This is a genomic window from Candidatus Microthrix subdominans (genome assembly GCA_016719385.1).
Classification (GTDB): domain Bacteria; phylum Actinomycetota; class Acidimicrobiia; order Acidimicrobiales; family Microtrichaceae; genus Microthrix; species Microthrix subdominans.
In genome coordinates this window covers 55,083-73,369 of the sequence record JADJZA010000010.1, presented here as the reverse complement: position 1 = coordinate 73,369, position 18,287 = coordinate 55,083, and the positions used below count along the sequence as shown (strand labels likewise).

Below are 18,287 nucleotides of genomic sequence, written 5' to 3'. Positions count from 1 at the left end.
CAGGTCCGGCCGCCGCCCCGTTGGACGCCGCCGGGGGAAACACTGCTAATGTGGAACCTTCCCCAACGGGGCTGTAGCTCAATTGGTAGAGCGCATCCATGGCATGGATGAGGTCGTCGGTTCGATTCCGATCAGCTCCACTTCACACCACGCTCGGGCGGCGGAGACGTTCCTTCTGAGGAGCGCTCAGGACCGAGCGAGGTCGACCCGGGGCACGTCCCCATAGAGTCGCTCCAGGCGGTAATAGCCGCGGTCCTCCTCGATCAGGATGTGGATGACGACGTCGCCGTAGTCGATCAACACCCACCGGAGGGTGTCGCGCCCCTCGACCGACCTGGGGGTTCGCCCGGTCTCTTCGCGAACCTGGTACTCGATCTCATCGGCGAGCGCCTTGACCTGCCGTTCGGTGCGACCGGTCACCAGCACGAACGCATCGCAGATGACGAAGACGCCCGACACGTCGAGCACCTCGATCGCTTCGCCATCCTTGCTCTCGGCTGCCCGAGCCGCAACGGCGGCCAACGAAGCGGTCTCGACGTCCAGGCCAGGGTTCATGCCTGATCCTGGCCCACGACGACCACCGCGCGCACTTCCTCACCCAGGTTGTCGGTCTCGGTGAGCTCGGCGTTCAATGCCTCGGCCACCCGCTGAGCCTGAGCGCGTTCGTCCTCGGTGGCATCCCGCGAAACCGCCACCGTCGTCCGGGCCTGGTCGAGCTTCTTCGCGTTGCCCACCACCCGCACCTCGCCGCCGGCACCCACGACCTGGCCGGCCAGCCGCAGCTCCAGCTGCGGCTCGGTCGTGCCGTTCAACAACTTGACGCCCAGGCGTTGCCCGGGGAAGCCCGAGACCGGGAAGGGGATGATGTCGCCCAGCGTGGCATCGATCGCCTCGGTGTCCGGGGCGGTAAACGAGGCGCCCTGGCCCTCGCCGCCATCCTCGCGGCCACCGATGCGACCCTCGGTGACCGGTAGCTGGGTCACGGACGACTCCCCAGCGCCAACTGCGGTCAGCAATTCGGCGAGAGCGGTGACGTTCTCGTCGTTGCTCGAGGGCTCAAAGCCCTGCTCGCTCAGCGCCAGCAACTGCTCGAACACCAGTTGCTGCCGGTTGAGGCGGTTGTATTCGGACTCCTCGGGCCCCAGATAGTTGACATACGACATCAGCCCATCGGGATCGAGGGCCAGGTCGCCTGATTCGAACTGCGGCACGAGCGTTCCCTGGAAGTCGATGAGCAGTTGTTCCGGGTTGCGGACCTTCAGAGGCTCGCCCCCCAGCAGATCCTCGATCTCGGACTGCGTGACGATCAACTGCTTGGTCATGCCGAACCCGAGGGCCTTCTCGAGCTCCGTCTGTAGCTCGTCCATGCCGTCCTCGGCCTCGATGTAGTTCGGGATTCGCATGGCTCCGTCATCGTTCGCGAGCAGGAGGCTGAGGGGAACGGTGATGATCGTGCCGCCCGCCTCGCCCGAGCCCTGGGTGACGAACGACAGCGCCCGCAGGTCTCCGTCGTCGTTGACGACCGCCAGGAAGGTCACCGGCGTCGGCTTGACGGCCGCCTCGTAGCCGGGCTCGCTCGGCGAGCGCTGTTGTGGGCTGATCGACGCCCCGCCCGTCATACGCAGCGAGCTGCGGTACCCGGTGAACACCAACACGACGAGCAATGCGGCGAAGGTGGCGCTGAGGGCGAGAAAGCGCCGTGTGGAACCGATCTGGCGTCGGGCTTTGGGCACCCACGACTCAGCGTCAGCGTCACGGCTGACAGCGTGCCGGCCTGCACCCACCGCCGGGGCGCCAGCGGTGGACACGAAATCCTCCGGCTCCTCGAGCGCAGGGTCATAGTCGTCGGCGGCATAGTCACCGGCGTCATAGTCGTCGGCGTCATAGTCACCGGCGTCATAGTCACCGGCGTCATAGTCACCGGCGTCATAGTCACCGGCGTCATAGTCACCGGCGTCATAGTCACCGGCGTCGTAACGCTCGACGCGACCGTCATCGAGGTCGAAGACGGCGGCAGGGCCATCGATGGCACGTGGGCCATCGATGACGGGGAGATCGTCGATGAGAGCAAACTCGTCGCTGTCATCGGGGGCCGGGACATACACGGCGGTCGGCGCCTCGGGAAGTTCGCGTTCGTTCAGCGCTGTACCCCCAGCGGCTCAGCACTCACGCGGGGTTGATCTGCCCGTTCGGGGGCGGCCTCAACTGGCATTGGCACCATCGTAGAGCCCCCAGCCGGCGACGAGTGAAACCACGCCGGGTGGACACAACACGTCGATGGGGCGGCCGTCGGCCACCCGACGCCGGATGCCGGTCGAGCTGACGTCGAGCTGTGGCACGCTCAATCGCCTCCTCACGCCCTCGACGGCCCAGCCCGGCCGGTCCACCACTGCCAGCTCGGCCAGAGAGGCGAGCTCCTCGCTGCGATGCCATGTCTCGATTCCGGCGGCGGCGTCCGCCCCCATGATCAGCGTCGGGGCCAGCTCACTGCGGCAGCGGGCGAGACGCTCGAGCGTCTCGACGGTGTAACTCGGCCCCGGCGGCTCAAACTCGATCGCCGACGCCACGACGCCCTCGAGCCCCTCGGTCGCCGAACGAACCATGGCCAGACGCCGTTCGGGCGCCGAGATCACCCGGCCGGCCTTTTGCCAGGGCGTGTGGGCGACGACCAGCCACACCTCATCCAACTCGAGTTGGTCCCGCGCCTCCACCGCCACGATCAGATGGCCGATGTGCGGGGGGTCGAAGGTGCCGCCCAACAACCCGATGCGACGTTGAGTCATCATGTCCACACTACGGGCCATCACGGCAATTTTCTTGGCGGTGGAAACCTGGACGGCCGTCAGGGTCGCCGCAGCTACCGAACGCCGGGTTGGATCGGTAGCTTGGATGGACTCCCCGCCTCCCCTCTCCCTCTCCCTCTCCCCCCCTCTCCGCCGTCCCTTCCCCCGCCCCATCTCCCCCAAACGGGATCCAGATCCCCGAGGAGCACCGTGACGCCCCCAATTGCGACCGACGAATCCCCAGCCGAGGCCGCCTCGCTCCCTGCATGGAGCCCGTCGAGCTGGCGGGACCGCCCGGCCGGCCAGCAGCCGGAATGGGAGAGCGAAGCTGCGCTGAGCGCCGTGAACGACAAGCTCGCCGCTGCGCCGCCGCTGGTGATCCCGGGCGAGACCCGGCAGCTGTCCGCCTCGCTGGCCGAAGTGGCGCAGGGCCGAGCCTTTCTGCTCCAGGCCGGCGACTGCGCCGAGAGCTTCGATTCGGCCAACCCGCAGAGCATCGAGCGGCGGTTGCGGGTCATCTTGCAGATGGCGATCGTCCTCACCCACTCCGCCGGGGTCCCGGTGGTCAAGCTCGGCCGCATTGCCGGGCAGTACGCCAAGCCCCGATCGTCGAGCCACGAGACCAAGGACGACCTCAGCCTGCCCAGCTTTCGCGGCCACATCGTCAACCTGCCTGAATTCGAAACGGAGGCCCGCCGGTCCGACCCGCGCCGCATCGACGAGGCCTACCAGCACGCCGCCACCACCTTGAACCTGCTACGGGCGATGACCCAGGGCGGCTACGCCGACCTGGCCAAGGTGCACCAGTGGAACGAGGCGTTCGTTGCGGCCACCGGGGTGGGCCGGCGCTACGAGTCACTCGCCGACGAGATCGACCGAGCCCTGCGCTTCATGGAGGCGTGCGGTCTGGACACCGACGATGTGCCCCAGTTGCACGAGGCCACGCTGTACACCAGCCACGAGGGGTTGATCCTCGACTACGAGGAGGCGATGACCCGGCTCGACCCCGAGACCGGCGACTACTACAACACCTCCGCCCACTCGGTCTGGATCGGCGAGCGCACCCGCGAGCTCGCCGGTGCCCACGTCGAGTTCTTCTCGGGCATCGCCAACCCGATCGGCACCAAAGTGGGCCCGACGGCCACACCGGGCGAGGTGGTGGAGCTTTGCCAAGCCCTCGACCCACACCGGGTGCCCGGCCGGTTGACCCTCATCGCCCGCATGGGTGCGGATCTCGTCACCGAGCGCCTCGGCCCGCTCGTCGAGGCGGTGGCCGAATCGGGTCACCAGGTGATCTGGGCCACCGACCCGATGCACGGCAACACCTTCACCGCTCCCTCCGGACGCAAGACCCGGCACTTCGACGCTGTCGAGGCCGAGATTCGCGGGTTCTTCGAGGTGCACCGACGCCTGGGCACCTGGCCCGGCGGCATCCACGTCGAGCTGACCGGCGACGATGTCACCGAGTGCCTGGGCGGCTCCGAGGAGCTGTCCGACGAACAGCTGGGGCTGCGGTACGAGACGATGTGCGACCCTCGGCTGAACGCCCGCCAGAGCGTCGACCTGGCCTTTCGAGTCGCCGAGCTGTTGCGCGAACAGCAGGGCTGACCCACCGGGACACGCAGGGTCCGGATCACCCGACGGCCGGCTTACCCCTGCGCGTCGTCGGGAACGACCGCACGGTCGCAGACCGGCCCGGCGCACTGGCGAAGGTCGGTCACCAACTGGGCCATCTCGCTCACCAGGGGGGTGCGCTCCGGGTCGAGCACCAGGTTTGTCAGCTGCTCGGGATCCGTCTTCAGGTCATAGAGCTCGGTGCCCTGCAACCCGCCGCCGGTGTACTCGATGTAGCTGTAGCGGTTGGTGCGGATGCCCTGATACTGCGGCCGGAACGGCGCCGGGGGCTGAAAGCCCTCCAGAAGAATCGGCCGATCCCAGGCGACGGCGGGGTTGGCCATCAGCGGTGCCAGGCTGCGCCCGTCCATCTGCCGCAGCTGCGTTGCGTCGGCGACGTCGAGGATCGTCGGGCCCAGGTCGACGTTGGCGACCACCGAATCGACCTCGACCCCCTTGGCGACGCCGGGGCCGCGCATCAGCAGCGGAACGGCCAGGCTCTCCTCCCAGGGGTAGTACTTGCCCTGGTACTCGCGATGCTCACCGTGGAAGTACCCGTTGTCCGAGGTGAACACCACCAGGGTGTCGTCGGCCACGCCCAGCTGGTCGAGCCGGTCGAGCAACCGGCTGACGCCCTCGTCCACCGCCAGCAGCGACTCCAGCTCGGCCTGATAGTTGCGGGTGATGTCCTCGGTGCGGGCGGCATCGATCTCAGGCCGCCACGGGGGAACGACCTGTCCGGCGGTCGACGACCCGAAGTTGGCCTTCTCGGGGAGCGGCTCATCGGCGAACTTGCCCTCGTCGCGCGGTGCGGGGGTGGGCGAGATGATGTTGAACGCAGTGTTGGCCTGCTCGATGTCGTCGCGGACGATGCTCGGGTTCTCGCGATACTTCTTGAGGGTGTAGCCGAACTTGGCGTGCGGGGCGAGGTAGCTGACGTTGACCAGCCAGGGCGCGTCGCTCGCCTCACCCTCATCGATCTGCTCGAGGGCGAGGTCGGTCAACACGTCGGTCTGGTACAGGGTCTTGTCGTCCTCGTCGTAGGTGTCGATCACCCCGTTGTCGTTGATCGAAAACCCGAAGTAGCGGCCGGTCGACGGGTCGATCAGCGCCCGGAAGTCGTCCCAGCCGGCGGGTATCTCGGTCGGATTCCCCACGCCATAACCGTTGAGGTACTTGCCGACATGGGCGGTGTGGTAGCCCGCCTTCTGCAGTGCGGCGGGGAACGCGGTGTCCCAGTCCTCAAACCGGGTGAACCCACCGGTGGGCAGCGCATTCCACAGCACTCCGTTGTTGTGGGCGTACTGACCGGAGTAGTAGGTGGCTCGGCTCGGGCAACACAGCGGATAGCTGGTGACGCTGTTGGTGAACGTCGTGCCCTCGCCGCCGATGCGGGCGTTGACCGCCGTGAGCACCCGCATGGCCTCAACCGTCTGGTCGTCGGTCATGATCATCAGCAGGTTGGGCTGGTCGACCGACTCGGCGACCTCCACCCCGTCGGGCAACGGCGGAGGCTTGGCCGTGCTCGTCGGTGCCACCGTGGTACTGGTTGCACCCGTACTCACGCCATCTTGACCATCGCCACGCGAGGTGGGCGCCGCCTCGACGTCCTGGCGGGCGGCCGCCCCTGGGGGCCCTGGGGTGATCACGGGAACGCCGCCCTCGCTGCCACAGGCGACGACGACCACCATGGCCAGCGCAAGAACCCCCACCGTCATCAGGGTGGCCGTGCGTCCGGACCTGACACCGGTGGGCGGGGAGGCCAGGTGACGGGGGGACCGTGTCCTTGAGTGGTCTGGAGTGCTCATGCAGTGGGGCAGGCTAGCGCCCTGGCGGCGGGGTGGGGATCGCCTCCAAGCCGCCGGGCATCCGCCCGGCCGAGCAACGCTGAGGCCTCAGACCTGCTTGCGGCGGCGAGCGCCGAGCACCAGCGCACTGCCGACGAGCACCACGGCGGCGGCGACGATCGCAATCGTGCTCGCCGAGGTACCGGTGTTGCCCAGTTGGCCGGCGTACGGTGCCTGAGCGGTGCCGGAGACCACCGGGTAGGCCGCCGGGGCGACACCGGTCGTGCCTCCGCCGGTCGTGCCCGGAGCAGCGATGGGGGTGACGCCGCTCGGGGCACCTCCGGTGCTGGATGAGCCCGAGGTCCCGCCGGGTTCATCACCTTCACAGGCAATGCCGTCCTTGGCCGTCAAGGGACCATGGATTCGGGATGTTGATTCTGCCCGTCTGTTCTTTGATCTCGGTGCAATTCCGGGTGTCTCCACCCGGAGGGGAACCACCGTCCGCTCCGGCATCGGCGCCGCCGGAGTCGTACCCTTGGGCCCCGGCCGTACCTGCGACGACCAGCCCGCCGAGGGCCAATGCCGCCACGGCGACAAGCCGAGCAATCGATGAACTCATACGACGCTTGCTCGGGCTGACAGTCATGTTCCCCTACCGGTGTGATTGGTAGGTCGACGGCGACTCGCCCCCGACCGCTTACAACTGAACGTGAGTGTATTCATTATTCCGGTGGCGATTCAAGCACGATGGACGCTCGGGTTGGCTCGGCGCGGCTGCGCCGCCACGCCCAGAGCGCAGCGAGGAGCAACACGACCTGATTCATTGCGGTGATCGGGGCCGGGGGGAACCACGCCCAACCGGCCCGAGCGGGGATCACGAGCCGTCCGGCCGGGCCGGACGGGACGGGGCCGGCCCCGTTTCCGGTCAGCGCCGTTCTCCACCCCGGCGATGCGGCGTCGACGACGACCCTCTGTTGTCCCGGCGACGTCCGCCGCCACCATCCGGGCCACGGCGAGGTCGCCCGCGCCGGGTCCGACCCGCCGGTCACCCGGTAGAGCGCGACCGACCGATCGATCACGACCGGCTCCAGGCCCGGCTGCGAGGCGAGGTCCGGGTACGACGGCCCGCCCGCGACCGCCGGCACGACCAGCCAGCGGACCCCGGCCCGGCGCAGCTGGCGCACCAGGGCGCCCCGCCGGCCGCCGGCGTAGGCGTCCAACGCCGGTCCGATGACGTCCATCCTGGGGTCCACCTCCACGGTGGGGCCCTTTTTGGCGTCGGAGGAGATCACGGTGTCCACCCCGAGGTAGTCCGGCCACGGGTTGTAGGCGCGACGCACGTCGCCCACCGCCCAAAATGCGTAGTTGGAAGCCGGCGCCGTCGTCGCCGTTCCCGGTTCGGCCCGGACCGCCGAGCGCACCTCGGCCCAAGCTTCGGGTAGATCCACCCCTCGCAGTTGGCCCTCCATGCCCCAGGCCTGGGGTGCGACGAGCACCAAGGCGAGCGCCAGCGGCGTCACCGTCGCCAGTGGTTGGAACACCGACCAACGATCGCCGATCCAACGGGCACCCCAGGCCACCCCGGGCACGATGACCAGCCAGGCGATCAGGAACAGTCGATGCGGCTCGCGGGCCAGGTTGAACGGCTGCACCTCGGAGATGGCCGCCCACAGGCGGGCGGTCACGTCGAAGAGCCCGCTCAGCGGAAGGAGCACGCCGATCGCCAGGGCGAGGGCGACGCTCCAGCCCCGGGCGACCCGCTCGATCGCATCCGTCCCGCCGGTCCGCCGGTTGACGACCAGGCCGATCACCGCCAGCGCGCCGACGACCAGCCCCAACACCGACCCCCAGGTGCCGGGCAGCGGCACCGAGCCCGCCTCGGTGTGGAAGTAGCCCTCGCCGATCACCAACCGTGCCGGCGCCGCCCACCCGGACAGCGCCAGCCGAAAACCGCCGCCACCGGGCTGATCAAAGCCGACCGCAGCCGCCACCGCCACCCCGGGCACCAGCCACAACGACTGGGCCGCCACGATCGCAGCCGCCCCCCGGAGGCGAGCCGCCCACCCGCCCGGCGTTCCCGTCGTCACGCCGATCACCGCCAGGACGGGCACCAGCGCCAACACGATCGTGCCCGACAGGTAGCCGCCGCACGCGGCGAGGAGCGACCACAGGAACGCCCGCGCCGGGGAGCGAGCGTTGCCCGCCATGGCGGGCAACGCCCAGGGGATCACCGCAGCCGCCCACAACAACCCGAGGTGTCCAACCGCCAAGCGGCCCATCAGGAACGGGCCGAAGGCGTACAGCAGGCCGGCGCCCAGCGCCGTCACCGTTCCGAGCGAGGCCACGCGACGGGCCATGCCGGCGGTCGCCGCCGCCAACAACACGATCACCAGGACCTTCATCACGAGTGCGGAGGCACCCCAGGGCGAGCCGAGTGCCCCCAACAGGGTGAAGGCACCGCGCCGCGGGACGTCGGGACCGATCCCCAACAACACGGTGGGGATGGGGAGGTGGGGCAACACGGACTGATCGAGGTTGAGCCAGGCGCCCCGGTTGAGCCCCGGGCCGATGACGACGACTGCGCCGACCGCACCGGCCGCCCACGGCAACCATCGTTGAGGGGTCGGCACCTGCACGGGTAGTGACCGTAACCGCCGCCGGTCCCGCCGACCGTCGCGTCGATCAGAAGGGGAACCGCCGACCTTGACTACGGTTGCCACCCGGTGACCGCCCTAGCCGAGGTGACGAATCGAGCCCCCTCCGCGAGCGCCGTGAGCATGCTGCGACGCTTCTTCTCGGAACGGGATGACCCCGAACCGTTCTACGACGAGCTGGCGCGGCGCGCGCTCGATCGGTTTCCGGTACCGGTCGACGGCCTACGGATCGCCGACGTGGCCTGCGGAACCGGGCAGTTCACCGCCGCCCTCGAGGAGCGGGGAGCCCGCTGCGTGGCGATCGACCTCGACCGCGCCGACATCGGGGCGGCGGCGGCGCGAGGCCTGGGCGCCGCCTGGGCCGACGCCCGCTGGCTGCCGCTGGGCGATGCGTCGGTCGATGGCGTCGTGTGTTCCAACCTGCTCGAGCACACCCCCGATCCGGGCTCGGCCCTGGCCGAGATTGCCCGGGTGCTCAAGCCCGGCGGCTGGGCGTGGGTGAGCTGGACCCTGTGGTGGTCACCGTGGGGCGGCCATGCGATCGCCCCGTTCCACCTGCTGGGTCCCCGCTTGGGTGCCAGCGTTCGGGCCCGTCTGCTCGGGCCGCCGACCGGCAAGAACCTGCCCTTCGAGCGGCTCTGGCCCACCCACGCCGGATCGGTGCTCCGCCTGACCGGTCAGGTCGACGAGCTCGTCCTCACCGACTGCTACCCCCGCTACTGGCCGTCCCAACGTTGGCTGATGTCGGTGCCGCTGCTGCGTGAGGTCGCCGGGTGGAACGCCGTCCTGCTGCTCAACAAGACCCGCCACGGCCGTCCGGGAACGCCCAGCAGCCCCGAGCGATGAGCCCACCCGAGGCGCCCGAACACCGCACATCGACGGCGACGTCGATCGGCGGCCGCGTCCCGCTGCGATTCCCCCGTCTGCCGCTGCTCGCGTGGGTCGCCCTGGCCACCTTCGCACTCGCCTTCGTCGCTGCGGCCATCAGCTCCCCCGGCCGTTACGTCGCCGACGCCCGCTTCGAGATCTACTGGGGCACCGGGCGCTACCTACGCAGCCAACTCTCCCTCTGGGACGGCGTTCGCAACCTGGGTCGCCCCAACCCCTACTTCAGCCCGGTCATCGGCGCGTTCGTCGGTGGGTTGCGACTGATGGGCTTGTCGCCGGCGTGGGCCGAGCGCGTGCTGCACGCGTCGATGATCTCCCTCGGCGCCACCGGTGCTGCCGCTGTGGTGGCCCAGCACCGCCCGAAGGACCGCACCGCCATCGTGCTCGCTGCGCTCGTGTTCGGGTTCAACCCGGTCGTCGCGGAGTTTCTCGTCCCGTCGGGCATCTTCTTTCACTACGCGCTGGCCCCCTGGCTGGTGTGGTGCGTCCGGGGCGCGCTGGTCAGCGACCCCCTCGAAACCAACCCCAGCCCATGGCGCTGGCCGGCCCGCACGGCGCTGATCGTCTTTGCCATGGGAGCCGTCAACTCGGCCAGCCTGATCTACGCCTTCCTGCCGGCGGCGGTCGTCGCCGCCGCCATGGTGATGATCGAGCCGACCGGGGCGGCCGAACGCCGGGCTCGGCTGGGTGCACTGTGGGCGTTCATGTGGCGGGCGGCGCTCGCCAGCGCGGCGTGTGCCAGCGCGGCACTCATCGTGCTGGCGGTCAACGGGCCCGTCGTCGGCGCCAACCTGAGCGTGACCGAGTTGCCCGAGACGGTCAGCGCTCACTCGAGTTGGGCCGAGTCGCTTCGGGGCCTGGGCTATTGGCTGACCTACTTCGGCGGCGGCGGCACGACCCAGCCCCACCCATCGCCCTACGTCCTCCACCCGCTGGCGGCCGGCCTCAGCCTGCTGGTGCCCATCGTGTCGGTCGTCGCGCTGGTGCGCACCCGGTGGTACGGCGCCAGAACCTACGGGTGGATGCTGTTGATCGCACTGGTGGCGATGGTGGGGCTCTACCCGACCGACGGGCAGTACCCGCTCAGCCAGGCGCTGGCGTGGCTCTACGAGCAGGTGCCCACCTCCCGCCTCCTGCGCAACGGCTACAAGGCCGGGGCGGGGTGGGCACTGGCGAGCGCCGTGCTCGTCGCCATCGGCGTCAGCGACGCCGGCACGGCCTGGGCGCGGCGTCGCGCCGAAGGCAGGCGGGGCCGTGCCGCCGCCGGGCGGAGCCGGGCCGCACGGTGGCCCGGAGTGCTCGCTCCCCGCCCGATGTTGGCTGCGGGGGCGGCGGCGCTCGTGCTGCTCGCCGCCGTGCCGTTCTGGAGCGCCGACCTGTACCCCCCGGCTGAAACCGCCGAGGCCTTGCCCGCCTACTGGAACGAGGCCGCCGAGTATCTCAACGCCCTGCCCGACGACGGACGGGTGTTGATCCTCCCGGGAGCAAACCGCACCCGCTACCGGTGGGGCTACATCGGCGACGATCTGTTCGACGCGTTGTTGTCCCAGCCCCACGTGTCGCGCTCGACCCTTCCCCAGGGCACTCCAGAGGCGGCCGACCTGCTCGACGCCGTCGACCGCTACATCTCGAGCGCCCGCTTCGAACCCGGCGTGATCGGCCCGATCCTGGCCCGCATGGGCATCCGGTGGGTCGTGCTGCGCAACGATCTCGACTGGCAGGAGATGGGCGCCCCCAGGCCGGTGTCGTTCAACGGGCTCCGCGCCGACCCCGACCTGCGACCGGTGGCCACCTTCGGAGCCGCCGGCGAGAACGTCGCCGACCCCGACCGACCCGCGGCCGCCGAACCCACGCCGGAGGAGGCCCAGGGGCTCACGCCGGTCGAGGTGTTCGAGGTGATCGACTCGCCGGGCATGGTTCGCGTCGATCCCCGCCCCCCCCTGCTCGTCGCCGGTTCGGGCGAGAGCTGGCCGGGGCTGGCCTCCCAGGGCAGCCTGGATGCCGACGGACCGGTCCGTTACCTGCCGACGATGTCGACGGCAACCACGGCCGACCTGCTCGAGAAGGGTTCGTCGTTGGTGATCACCGACGGCAACCGTCGGCGGGTGCAGCGCGGCACCGCCGAACAGAACTTCCTGTCGCCGGTGCTGCCCGAGGGTGCCGACGGTGTCGACCGACCCGCCAGACCCCTCTTCGGCGGCGCCGGCGAGCAGACCGTCGCCGACTACGGCGACGCCTCGGCGATCACGGCCACCACCTACGGGGCCCCCAATCAGACCTTCCCCCTGACCTATCGGCCCTCGAACGCCACCGACGACAACCCGCGCACCGCCTGGGCGGTGGCCGGCATTCGTGATCCGAGGGGCGAATCGCTGACGATCGACTTGAAGAAGCCGACCAAGCTCGACCGAGCATCGATCTCCCAGGTGCGGAACCCGGCCGACACCCCGACGATCGTGCGGATGAGCGTCACCGACGACCAGGGGCGCTCGGTCGCCTACGACCTCGGACCGGCGACGACGAGCATCAACCTGCCCGGCCGCGAGGTCAGCTCGCTGACCTTCCGCATCGACGCGGTCAACGCCCAGAGCCCCCTGGCGGTCGGTTTCAGCGAGCTCGCCCTGTTCGACGCCAACTCCCAGCGACTCGACCTGGCCGAGCGCCTGGTGATGCCCTCGCTGCCCGAGGTCGCCGGCGCCGGCGCTGCCGCCCGCTACCTGATCGACCGGTCGGCGATCGGCGCCCCCCTCGTCGAGGAGCCCGGCCTGCGGCGGCGCTTCGAGACGGCCGACGGCGCCCGAACCTACGCGGCGCGCGTCTGGGCCCGGGCCGGCGCCGACACCCCCGACGTGGTGATCGACAACCTCGACAACCGCGAGGTGGGTGCCTACGGGTCGTCGCGGTTCCGCGACCAGATGTCGGCCAGCGGTTCAGGGGCGGTCGACGCCAGCGGGGACGATCTGGGCAGCTCGTGGCGAGCACCGCCGATCAGCGGCGAGACCCTCTCGCTTCGGCTGCCCGGCCAGCAGGTGTCCTCGCTGTCGCTGATCACCCCGGGCGAGGAGGATCTGGCGACGTCGTCGATCGACAGCGTGAGCGTCTCGGGCTACCTGGACGACGCCCCGGTCTACGCCAATGTGACGGCATCTCTCGAGCGACGCTGCGCACCCGAGCTGTCGACGCTGGCCGGTCGCTGCCTGGCCCGCTCCGACATCGAGCTGCCGGCCCAAGGGGTCGACCGGGTCGTGATCAGGGTCGGGAAGGTGACTGCGGCGGCCGACGCCTCAGGGACGCTCCCGATCGAGATCAACGAGGTGGGCATCAACGGCCGGATCGGATTTGGCAAGCTGGGCGAGCGCCGCGACGCCGGCGCCTGCACGCCCGTGCTGAGCATTGACGGCGTCGAGGTGGCTGTGCGTCTGAAGGCCACCCGGGCCGAGCTGTTGGCTCAGCCGAAGGAGCTGGAGGTGTGCGACGAGGTCGGGCTGAAGCCCGGCACCCACGAGCTGGAGACCACGCTGGGCGGTCTCGGCCTCGTCGACCAGGTGGCGCTCGTGCCAAGCGAACTGACACGGGCCGACGCCGACACCACACCGACCAATTCGACGACGAACGATCGCGCGAAGCTCACCAACCTGGGCCGCACCACGGTGGGGGCCGACCTGGACCTGGACGGCCCGGCCCAGGTGATCATCGGCCAGGCGGCCGGGGCCGGGTGGTCGGCCAGCTTCGACGGTGCCAGCTCGCAGCGCTCGGAAATCCTCGACACGATGGCCGGCTGGACCATCGTCGACCCGCCCGACGCCGAGCTGCCGGCAACGATGGTGGCGGTCTATACCCCCCAACGCACCTATTCGATCGCGCTCGGGATCAGCCTGCTTGCGGTCACCGTCGCCGCAGTGACCGCCGTGCGTCGCAACGCAGCCCGACCACCACGGCCGGCCCGCCGTCGTCTGCCCGGACGAAATCGATGAGCGCCGCCAACCGGAGCGGGCGCGCTGCGACCGCCGTCGGCCACGCCGTGCGTTCGGGTGTTCCGACGATCGCCAGGATGTTCCTTTCGGCGCTGGGAGGCTGGCTGATCGCCGGGTGGCTCGGTGCCTTGTTCGGGGCGCTCGGTGCGCTGGTGGCGATGCTCTCGGGCGAGCTTGCCGGCGCCTATGTGGTCGCCGGGGTGGTCCTCACCGGCGCCGCCACCCTCTTCGAGGCCCGCTACGGCGGCGCATTCGCCTCCGCCCGCTTCGTGCGGGAGCGGCCCCTGGCCGGCGACGTCGGACGCTTCACCGGCGTGTTGTTGCTGGCCTGGCTCATCGCAGCCCGACCCCGTTGGCGCTCGGCCGAGCGAAGCGAAGGGCGAACCGTCAACGGGGGACCCCGGCCGACCGTCGTCGGCTCTCCGCGACGCTGTGGTGCCCGGCCGGAGCAAGGGGGCCAAACAGCGGGCCCACCTCGTCTTCGGCTCGGCCTGGGTGATGCTGGGGTTTCTGGCCCAAGCGGTCACCGGGGTCGGGTTCTGGGTGCTGGCCGCTCGGCTGTACGACCAGGTCGACGTCGGCGTGGCCTCGGGCCTGTTCACCTCGCTCCAGTTCGTCAACTACGCCTCCGCGCTCGGGCTGCAGGAGCTTCTGAGCCGCTATCGGCCCGAAACCCGGGGTGACCCGTTGCTGGGCTGGTCGACGCTGGCGACCGTCGCCAGCTCGATCGTCGGAACCGTCGCCTATCTGGCGATCGTCACCGCCCAGTCCGGTTCCAACTCCGCCCTGTCCGCCCTGACCACCGCCGGCCCCACCGCAGTCGCCGGTTTCGCTGCGGTCGCGGCGGCCAACTCGATCGCCGCCCTCGCCGACGCCCGCTTGATGTGGGCGCGGCGCTGGAGTTGGGTGTTCTGGCGTCTCACCCTGGCGGGAGCGGTACGCCTTCCGCTCGTGCTCGTGCCCAGCATGGTCCTGGGTGACGACGCGTCGCTCCACCACGTCGGCGTGTGGCTGTTCTTCGTCATGGCTGCCCCGATTGCGTTCTCCGGCCTGATCACGCTGGGGCTGCTGGGCCGGGCGGGCAATCCCCGCCCGTCGCTCGCCGTCCCCGACGGCGGATGGTCCCAGCCGCTGCACTACGCCGGGGTGAACTACCTGTCGCACCTGGCGATCCTCGCGCCGCAGTTCATCTTGCCGGTGATCGTGTTCATCAACGTTCGACCGGTCACCTACGCCAACTTCTTTCTCGCCTGGTCGATCGCAGCGGTGGCCTTCATCCTGCCGGTGACGATCGGCCGCGTGCTGCTCGTCGAGGGCAGCCGGGAGCGTGCCGAGGCCGGCACCACCCGGAAGGCCACCCTGCTGGCGGTCGGGGCCATGATCGTCGCCACCATCGGAGCCGGTCTGCTCGCACTCCTGCTGCCGAGCATCTACGGAGCCAGCTACACCGAGGCCGGCCGCATCCTTCCCTGGTTGGTTGCCGGGGGGATCCCGTGGTCGGTCACCTCGATCGCCCTCGCCCGGGCCCGGGTGCTCGCCGACTCGATCTCGATCGTCGTGATGACGGCGTTCGCTGCGGTGAGCGTGTTGGGCCTGGCGATGGCCCTGGTGCCCAGCCGGGAGCTGGACGGGGCGGTCGCCGCCTGGTGTCTCGGCAACGCCGTCGCATCGGCGGTGGCGGTGGTGTTGGTGTCGGTCCGCACCCGAACCGCTGAGGTGAGCGCCGACGCACCGGTCGAGGTGGATGTGGGAGTCGGGGTGGGTCAGTAGCCGTATCGACGGGCGACAGGGCCGGCGAGCAACCGGGTCCAGGTCCGCAACGAGCGGGATGCCTGACGGGTCCACTCGTCATCGTCGCGTAGCGTGATCGGCCCGGAATCGAACCGGTTGGGGTTACCCCAGGCCGCATGCCCGGATGCGGCCCACGTCGACGCCGAGCGTCCCATCGCCACGGCGGGGTCGATGTCGATGCCCGCAAACTCGCCGATCGTCGTCAGGGTGGACTCCGCATCGGCCACCATGTCTTCGTAGCGAACCCGCAGATAGCGGTCGCCGCCGCCCCACAGCGCCTCGGCCCCGAGGTTGGACACGTCGTAGTAGATCGCCGCCGACACCGGACCGCGGCGCTCCATCTCGTGGCCGACGCCAAAGCCGAGCTCCCTGCGGCGGCGACCCCACGAATAGGCGGTGGCCACCGGGTGGCGGACGAGATGGAGGAAGCGCAGGTCGAGTTCCGGTCGGGTATCGAGAATCGAGGAGTAATGCGGTTCCTTGGAGGAGTCGACGATCAGCCGAGCCCCGGTGACCTCGGCCAGGTTGCGGTACAGCGAGACGACTCGCTCGGGGTAGGGACCCAGCCGGGCCGGCAGGCGCCTGCGCAGCCTGGGCACCCCCATCAGCGGCAGGTACCGGCTGTCGTAGCGGCGCCGGAGGGCAAACATCTCGTCGGCGACCTCGGCCAAGGCCGCGGGGCGGCCGCACGTCTCGGGGAAGGTGGCCTCGAGCACAGGGCCCCACACCGGACACCGCCCATGGCGCTCGCCACAGGCGCAGCGACCGCCGGCGCGAAGGGCGAACCACAGCCAGGTCACCTCGCCGGCGGCGACGACGCCGGGGACGTTGCCCAGCATCCGATCGAGCACGGTCGACCCGGTGCGCCCGGTGCCCCCCACGTAGAGGATCGGCACCGGAGCGGTCACGGCGTCGGCGCGCCGCCGGGCTCCAAGGCACCCGGGGTGGGCGCGCCGGACTGCGTGTCGGGGGTGGCGGCGCCTCTGGAGGGAACCGTCGTCTCGGCGCCGCCCCCGTCCTCGGTCCCGTCCTCGGTCCCGTCCTCGGACCCGTCCTTGGACCCGTTCTTGCCGCCTTGTCGCGTGCCGACCGGCTCGGTGCTCAGCGGCACGGCCACCACGTCGTCGATGGCGGAGCCGGACGGGTCCCCGGCCCGGACGAGGACGCCGACGCGCGTGCCCTCGCGCAGCTCGGGCACCACCTGGCGGCCGGACTCGATCCCGTTGACGTACACGATCACGTTCTCACCCTCGGTGCGCACCCCGAGCGTCACCTCACCTTCGGCCAGCGCCGAACCGATCTTTGACGGCTCGGCCCGTCGTCCGTCGACGGTGACGCCCAGCTGCACGGTCCCTCCGGCCGGGGCGAAGGTGACGCCGATGAAGTTGTTGGGCCCCTGATACCGGGTCACCAAGCCGGAACCGGCCACCGGGTCGAAGAACGTCGCCTGCACGAACTGGTCGGACACGCCGGTGTCGAGCAACGCCAGCGCATTACCGCCGCCGACATCGGCATCGACCTTGGCGACCGCGCGGCCGCCCTCGACCGACCACTCGCCGGAGGCGACCTGCCAGGGACGTCCGGTGGCCGAGTTCTCCAGCTTGGCGCCGTCCGCTCGGCTGAACGCGTCGAAGCTGGTGCCCCGCACACGCCCCCCGACCTCCGGTTCGGAGGCCTGCAACGTCGACCGGGTCAGCAGCACTGCGATCACCGCCGTCACCGCCGCCAGGGCAATTGCGCCCCCGATCAACTGATAGAGCCAGGTACGGTCCGGGCCGTCGTCGAGTTGCTCGGGCTGCGCCGGGGTCTCCCCCACCGGCGCGTCCACCGGCGATTCGCTCTGTTCGTGTCCGGTGTCGGCATGGTCGGCGTCACCGTCCACCACCCCCCTGGAGCGCATCAGTAGGGCCATTCTCCCGACGGGTTACCGATGAGCTTGGTCACCGCGCCCAGCTTCAGCGTGATCAGCACCTTCACCAGCTGACACCAGGCGAAGTACGGCAGCTGGCCCAGCTGGCGGCCCAGGTTGGTAATCCGCCGCAGGGGCCCCATCCGGTCACGTCGATACTCCGACATCGACTCGGATCGGCCCACGTAGCGGAACTCGCCCGAGAGGAACAGCACGGCGGCCTGAGCCAGCGTGACGCCTACGGCGTTGAAGCTGTCGTGGATCAGCATCGTGCCGCCGGGAGCCACCCGAGCACCCCAGGCGACGATGTCGTCGCGGGCGGGGGCGAAGCGGTGGGCGCCGTCGATGTAGAGCAGGTCGATCGGGCCCTCGACCTGGTCGAGCGCCCGATCGGAGAACTCGCGTACGTGGTGGACGCGGTCGATCACCCCGGCCGCTTCCAGGTTGGACTTGAAGATCTCGTGATCGGAGGCCGCCTCGTCGGCGTACCCGTCAATCTCGTTGGGACCGCGATCGTTTCCCGCGTGCGGGTCGATCGCCACCACCTCGGTGCCCGACGGGGCGCCGGCGGCAAGAACGATCGTGGAACGACCCTGAAACGACCCGATCTCAACGATTCGCTGACCGGGATCGAGTACCCGCGCCGAGCGCCACAACAGAGCGGCCTGCCCAGGGGTCATCCATCCCCGCACCCCGGCGACCGCGTCGGTCACCTCGACGAAGCGCCCCGGCGCTTGGCGGCCGGTCGAATGCCGATCGACCGGGTCGGTCGGGTTCTGCGCGGCATTCGGAGCATGCTTGGCGTGTGGGGCGCTCGCTGCGTGAGCATCGATCTCTGCGTCCTGGGGGGATGCTGAGGTCATGTGGTTACCTCGAAGGTTGGGGTG

At 70.2% G+C, this 18,287-nt stretch carries 14 protein-coding genes and 1 tRNA gene; 6 read left to right on the top strand and 9 right to left on the bottom strand.

Features of this window, described 5'->3' with window-relative positions:
• The first annotated feature begins 67 nt into the window (after positions 1 to 67).
• A tRNA-Ala gene (locus IPN02_17810) sits at positions 68 to 140 on the top strand.
• 46 nt (positions 141 to 186) lie between these two features.
• Here IPN02_17810 and rsfS read toward each other — a convergent pair.
• Both rsfS and IPN02_17800 read right to left on the bottom strand, forming a co-directional pair.
• Entirely contained in the window at positions 187 to 555 is a 369-nt protein-coding gene (gene rsfS / locus IPN02_17805) for a ribosome silencing factor (protein ID MBK9298641.1), read from the bottom strand.
• Entirely contained in the window at positions 552 to 1,733 is a 1,182-nt protein-coding gene (locus tag IPN02_17800; protein ID MBK9298640.1) for a LytR C-terminal domain-containing protein, read from the bottom strand. Before IPN02_17800 ends, rsfS begins: the two co-directional genes overlap by 4 nt.
• A 33-nt stretch (positions 1,734 to 1,766) precedes the next feature.
• On the opposite strand from IPN02_17800, the gene IPN02_17795 reads away from it, so the two are divergent.
• A complete protein-coding gene (locus IPN02_17795; protein ID MBK9298639.1) occupies positions 1,767 to 2,180 on the top strand; it encodes a hypothetical protein in 414 nt (137 codons plus the stop codon).
• A 21-nt stretch (positions 2,181 to 2,201) separates the two neighbouring features.
• Here the strand turns inward: IPN02_17795 and nadD are convergent, their stop codons facing one another.
• Positions 2,202 to 2,783: a nicotinate (nicotinamide) nucleotide adenylyltransferase gene (gene nadD, locus IPN02_17790; GenBank protein MBK9298638.1), complete on the bottom strand. Its 582-nt coding sequence runs from the start codon at positions 2,781 to 2,783 to the stop codon at positions 2,202 to 2,204.
• Positions 2,784 to 3,005: 222 nt separating this feature from the next.
• Here nadD and IPN02_17785 point away from each other — a divergent pair, with 222 nt between their 5' ends.
• Positions 3,006 to 4,391 (top strand): 3-deoxy-7-phosphoheptulonate synthase class II, encoded by a 1,386-nt coding sequence (locus IPN02_17785; GenBank protein ID MBK9298637.1) that lies wholly within the window; start codon positions 3,006 to 3,008, stop codon positions 4,389 to 4,391.
• A 41-nt stretch (positions 4,392 to 4,432) separates the two neighbouring features.
• Here IPN02_17785 and IPN02_17780 read toward each other — a convergent pair whose 3' ends face one another.
• From IPN02_17780 to IPN02_17770, 3 genes are all read right to left on the bottom strand, one after another.
• On the bottom strand, positions 4,433 to 6,205 hold the full coding sequence (locus IPN02_17780; GenBank protein ID MBK9298636.1) for a sulfatase: 1,773 nt from the start codon (positions 6,203 to 6,205) through the stop codon (positions 4,433 to 4,435).
• 87 nt (positions 6,206 to 6,292) lie between these two features.
• Complete coding sequence (locus IPN02_17775) at positions 6,293 to 6,595, bottom strand: LPXTG cell wall anchor domain-containing protein (protein ID MBK9298635.1); 303 nt, start codon at positions 6,593 to 6,595, stop codon at positions 6,293 to 6,295.
• A 311-nt stretch (positions 6,596 to 6,906) separates the two neighbouring features.
• A complete protein-coding gene (locus IPN02_17770; protein MBK9298634.1) occupies positions 6,907 to 8,820 on the bottom strand; it encodes a hypothetical protein in 1,914 nt (637 codons plus the stop codon).
• 135 nt (positions 8,821 to 8,955) lie between these two features.
• On the opposite strand from IPN02_17770, the gene IPN02_17765 reads away from it, so the two are divergent.
• The 3 genes from IPN02_17765 (at position 8,956) to IPN02_17755 (ending at position 15,470) form a co-directional block, all read left to right on the top strand.
• On the top strand, positions 8,956 to 9,684 hold the full coding sequence (locus IPN02_17765) for a class I SAM-dependent methyltransferase (GenBank protein ID MBK9298633.1): 729 nt from the start codon (positions 8,956 to 8,958) through the stop codon (positions 9,682 to 9,684).
• Entirely contained in the window at positions 9,681 to 13,700 is a 4,020-nt protein-coding gene (locus IPN02_17760) for a DUF3367 domain-containing protein (protein MBK9298632.1), read from the top strand. Before IPN02_17765 ends, IPN02_17760 begins: the two co-directional genes overlap by 4 nt.
• 435 nt (positions 13,701 to 14,135) lie before the next feature.
• Complete coding sequence (locus IPN02_17755) at positions 14,136 to 15,470, top strand: hypothetical protein (GenBank protein MBK9298631.1); 1,335 nt, start codon at positions 14,136 to 14,138, stop codon at positions 15,468 to 15,470.
• Here the strand turns inward: IPN02_17755 and IPN02_17750 are convergent.
• The 3 genes from IPN02_17750 to IPN02_17740 are packed head-to-tail and all read right to left on the bottom strand — an operon-like array spanning position 15,464 to position 18,263.
• The gene (locus IPN02_17750) at positions 15,464 to 16,399 is read right to left on the bottom strand and encodes a sulfotransferase (protein MBK9298630.1); all 936 of its coding nucleotides are present in this window, start codon (positions 16,397 to 16,399) and stop codon (positions 15,464 to 15,466) included. The genes IPN02_17755 and IPN02_17750 overlap by 7 nt on opposite strands.
• Complete coding sequence (locus tag IPN02_17745) at positions 16,396 to 17,403, bottom strand: hypothetical protein (protein ID MBK9298629.1); 1,008 nt, start codon at positions 17,401 to 17,403, stop codon at positions 16,396 to 16,398. Before IPN02_17745 ends, IPN02_17750 begins: the two co-directional genes overlap by 4 nt.
• Positions 17,391 to 18,263 (bottom strand): class I SAM-dependent methyltransferase, encoded by an 873-nt coding sequence (locus tag IPN02_17740; protein ID MBK9298628.1) that lies wholly within the window; start codon positions 18,261 to 18,263, stop codon positions 17,391 to 17,393. The genes IPN02_17745 and IPN02_17740 overlap by 13 nt, the downstream gene beginning before the upstream one ends.
• Positions 18,264 to 18,287: the final 24 nt, after the last annotated feature.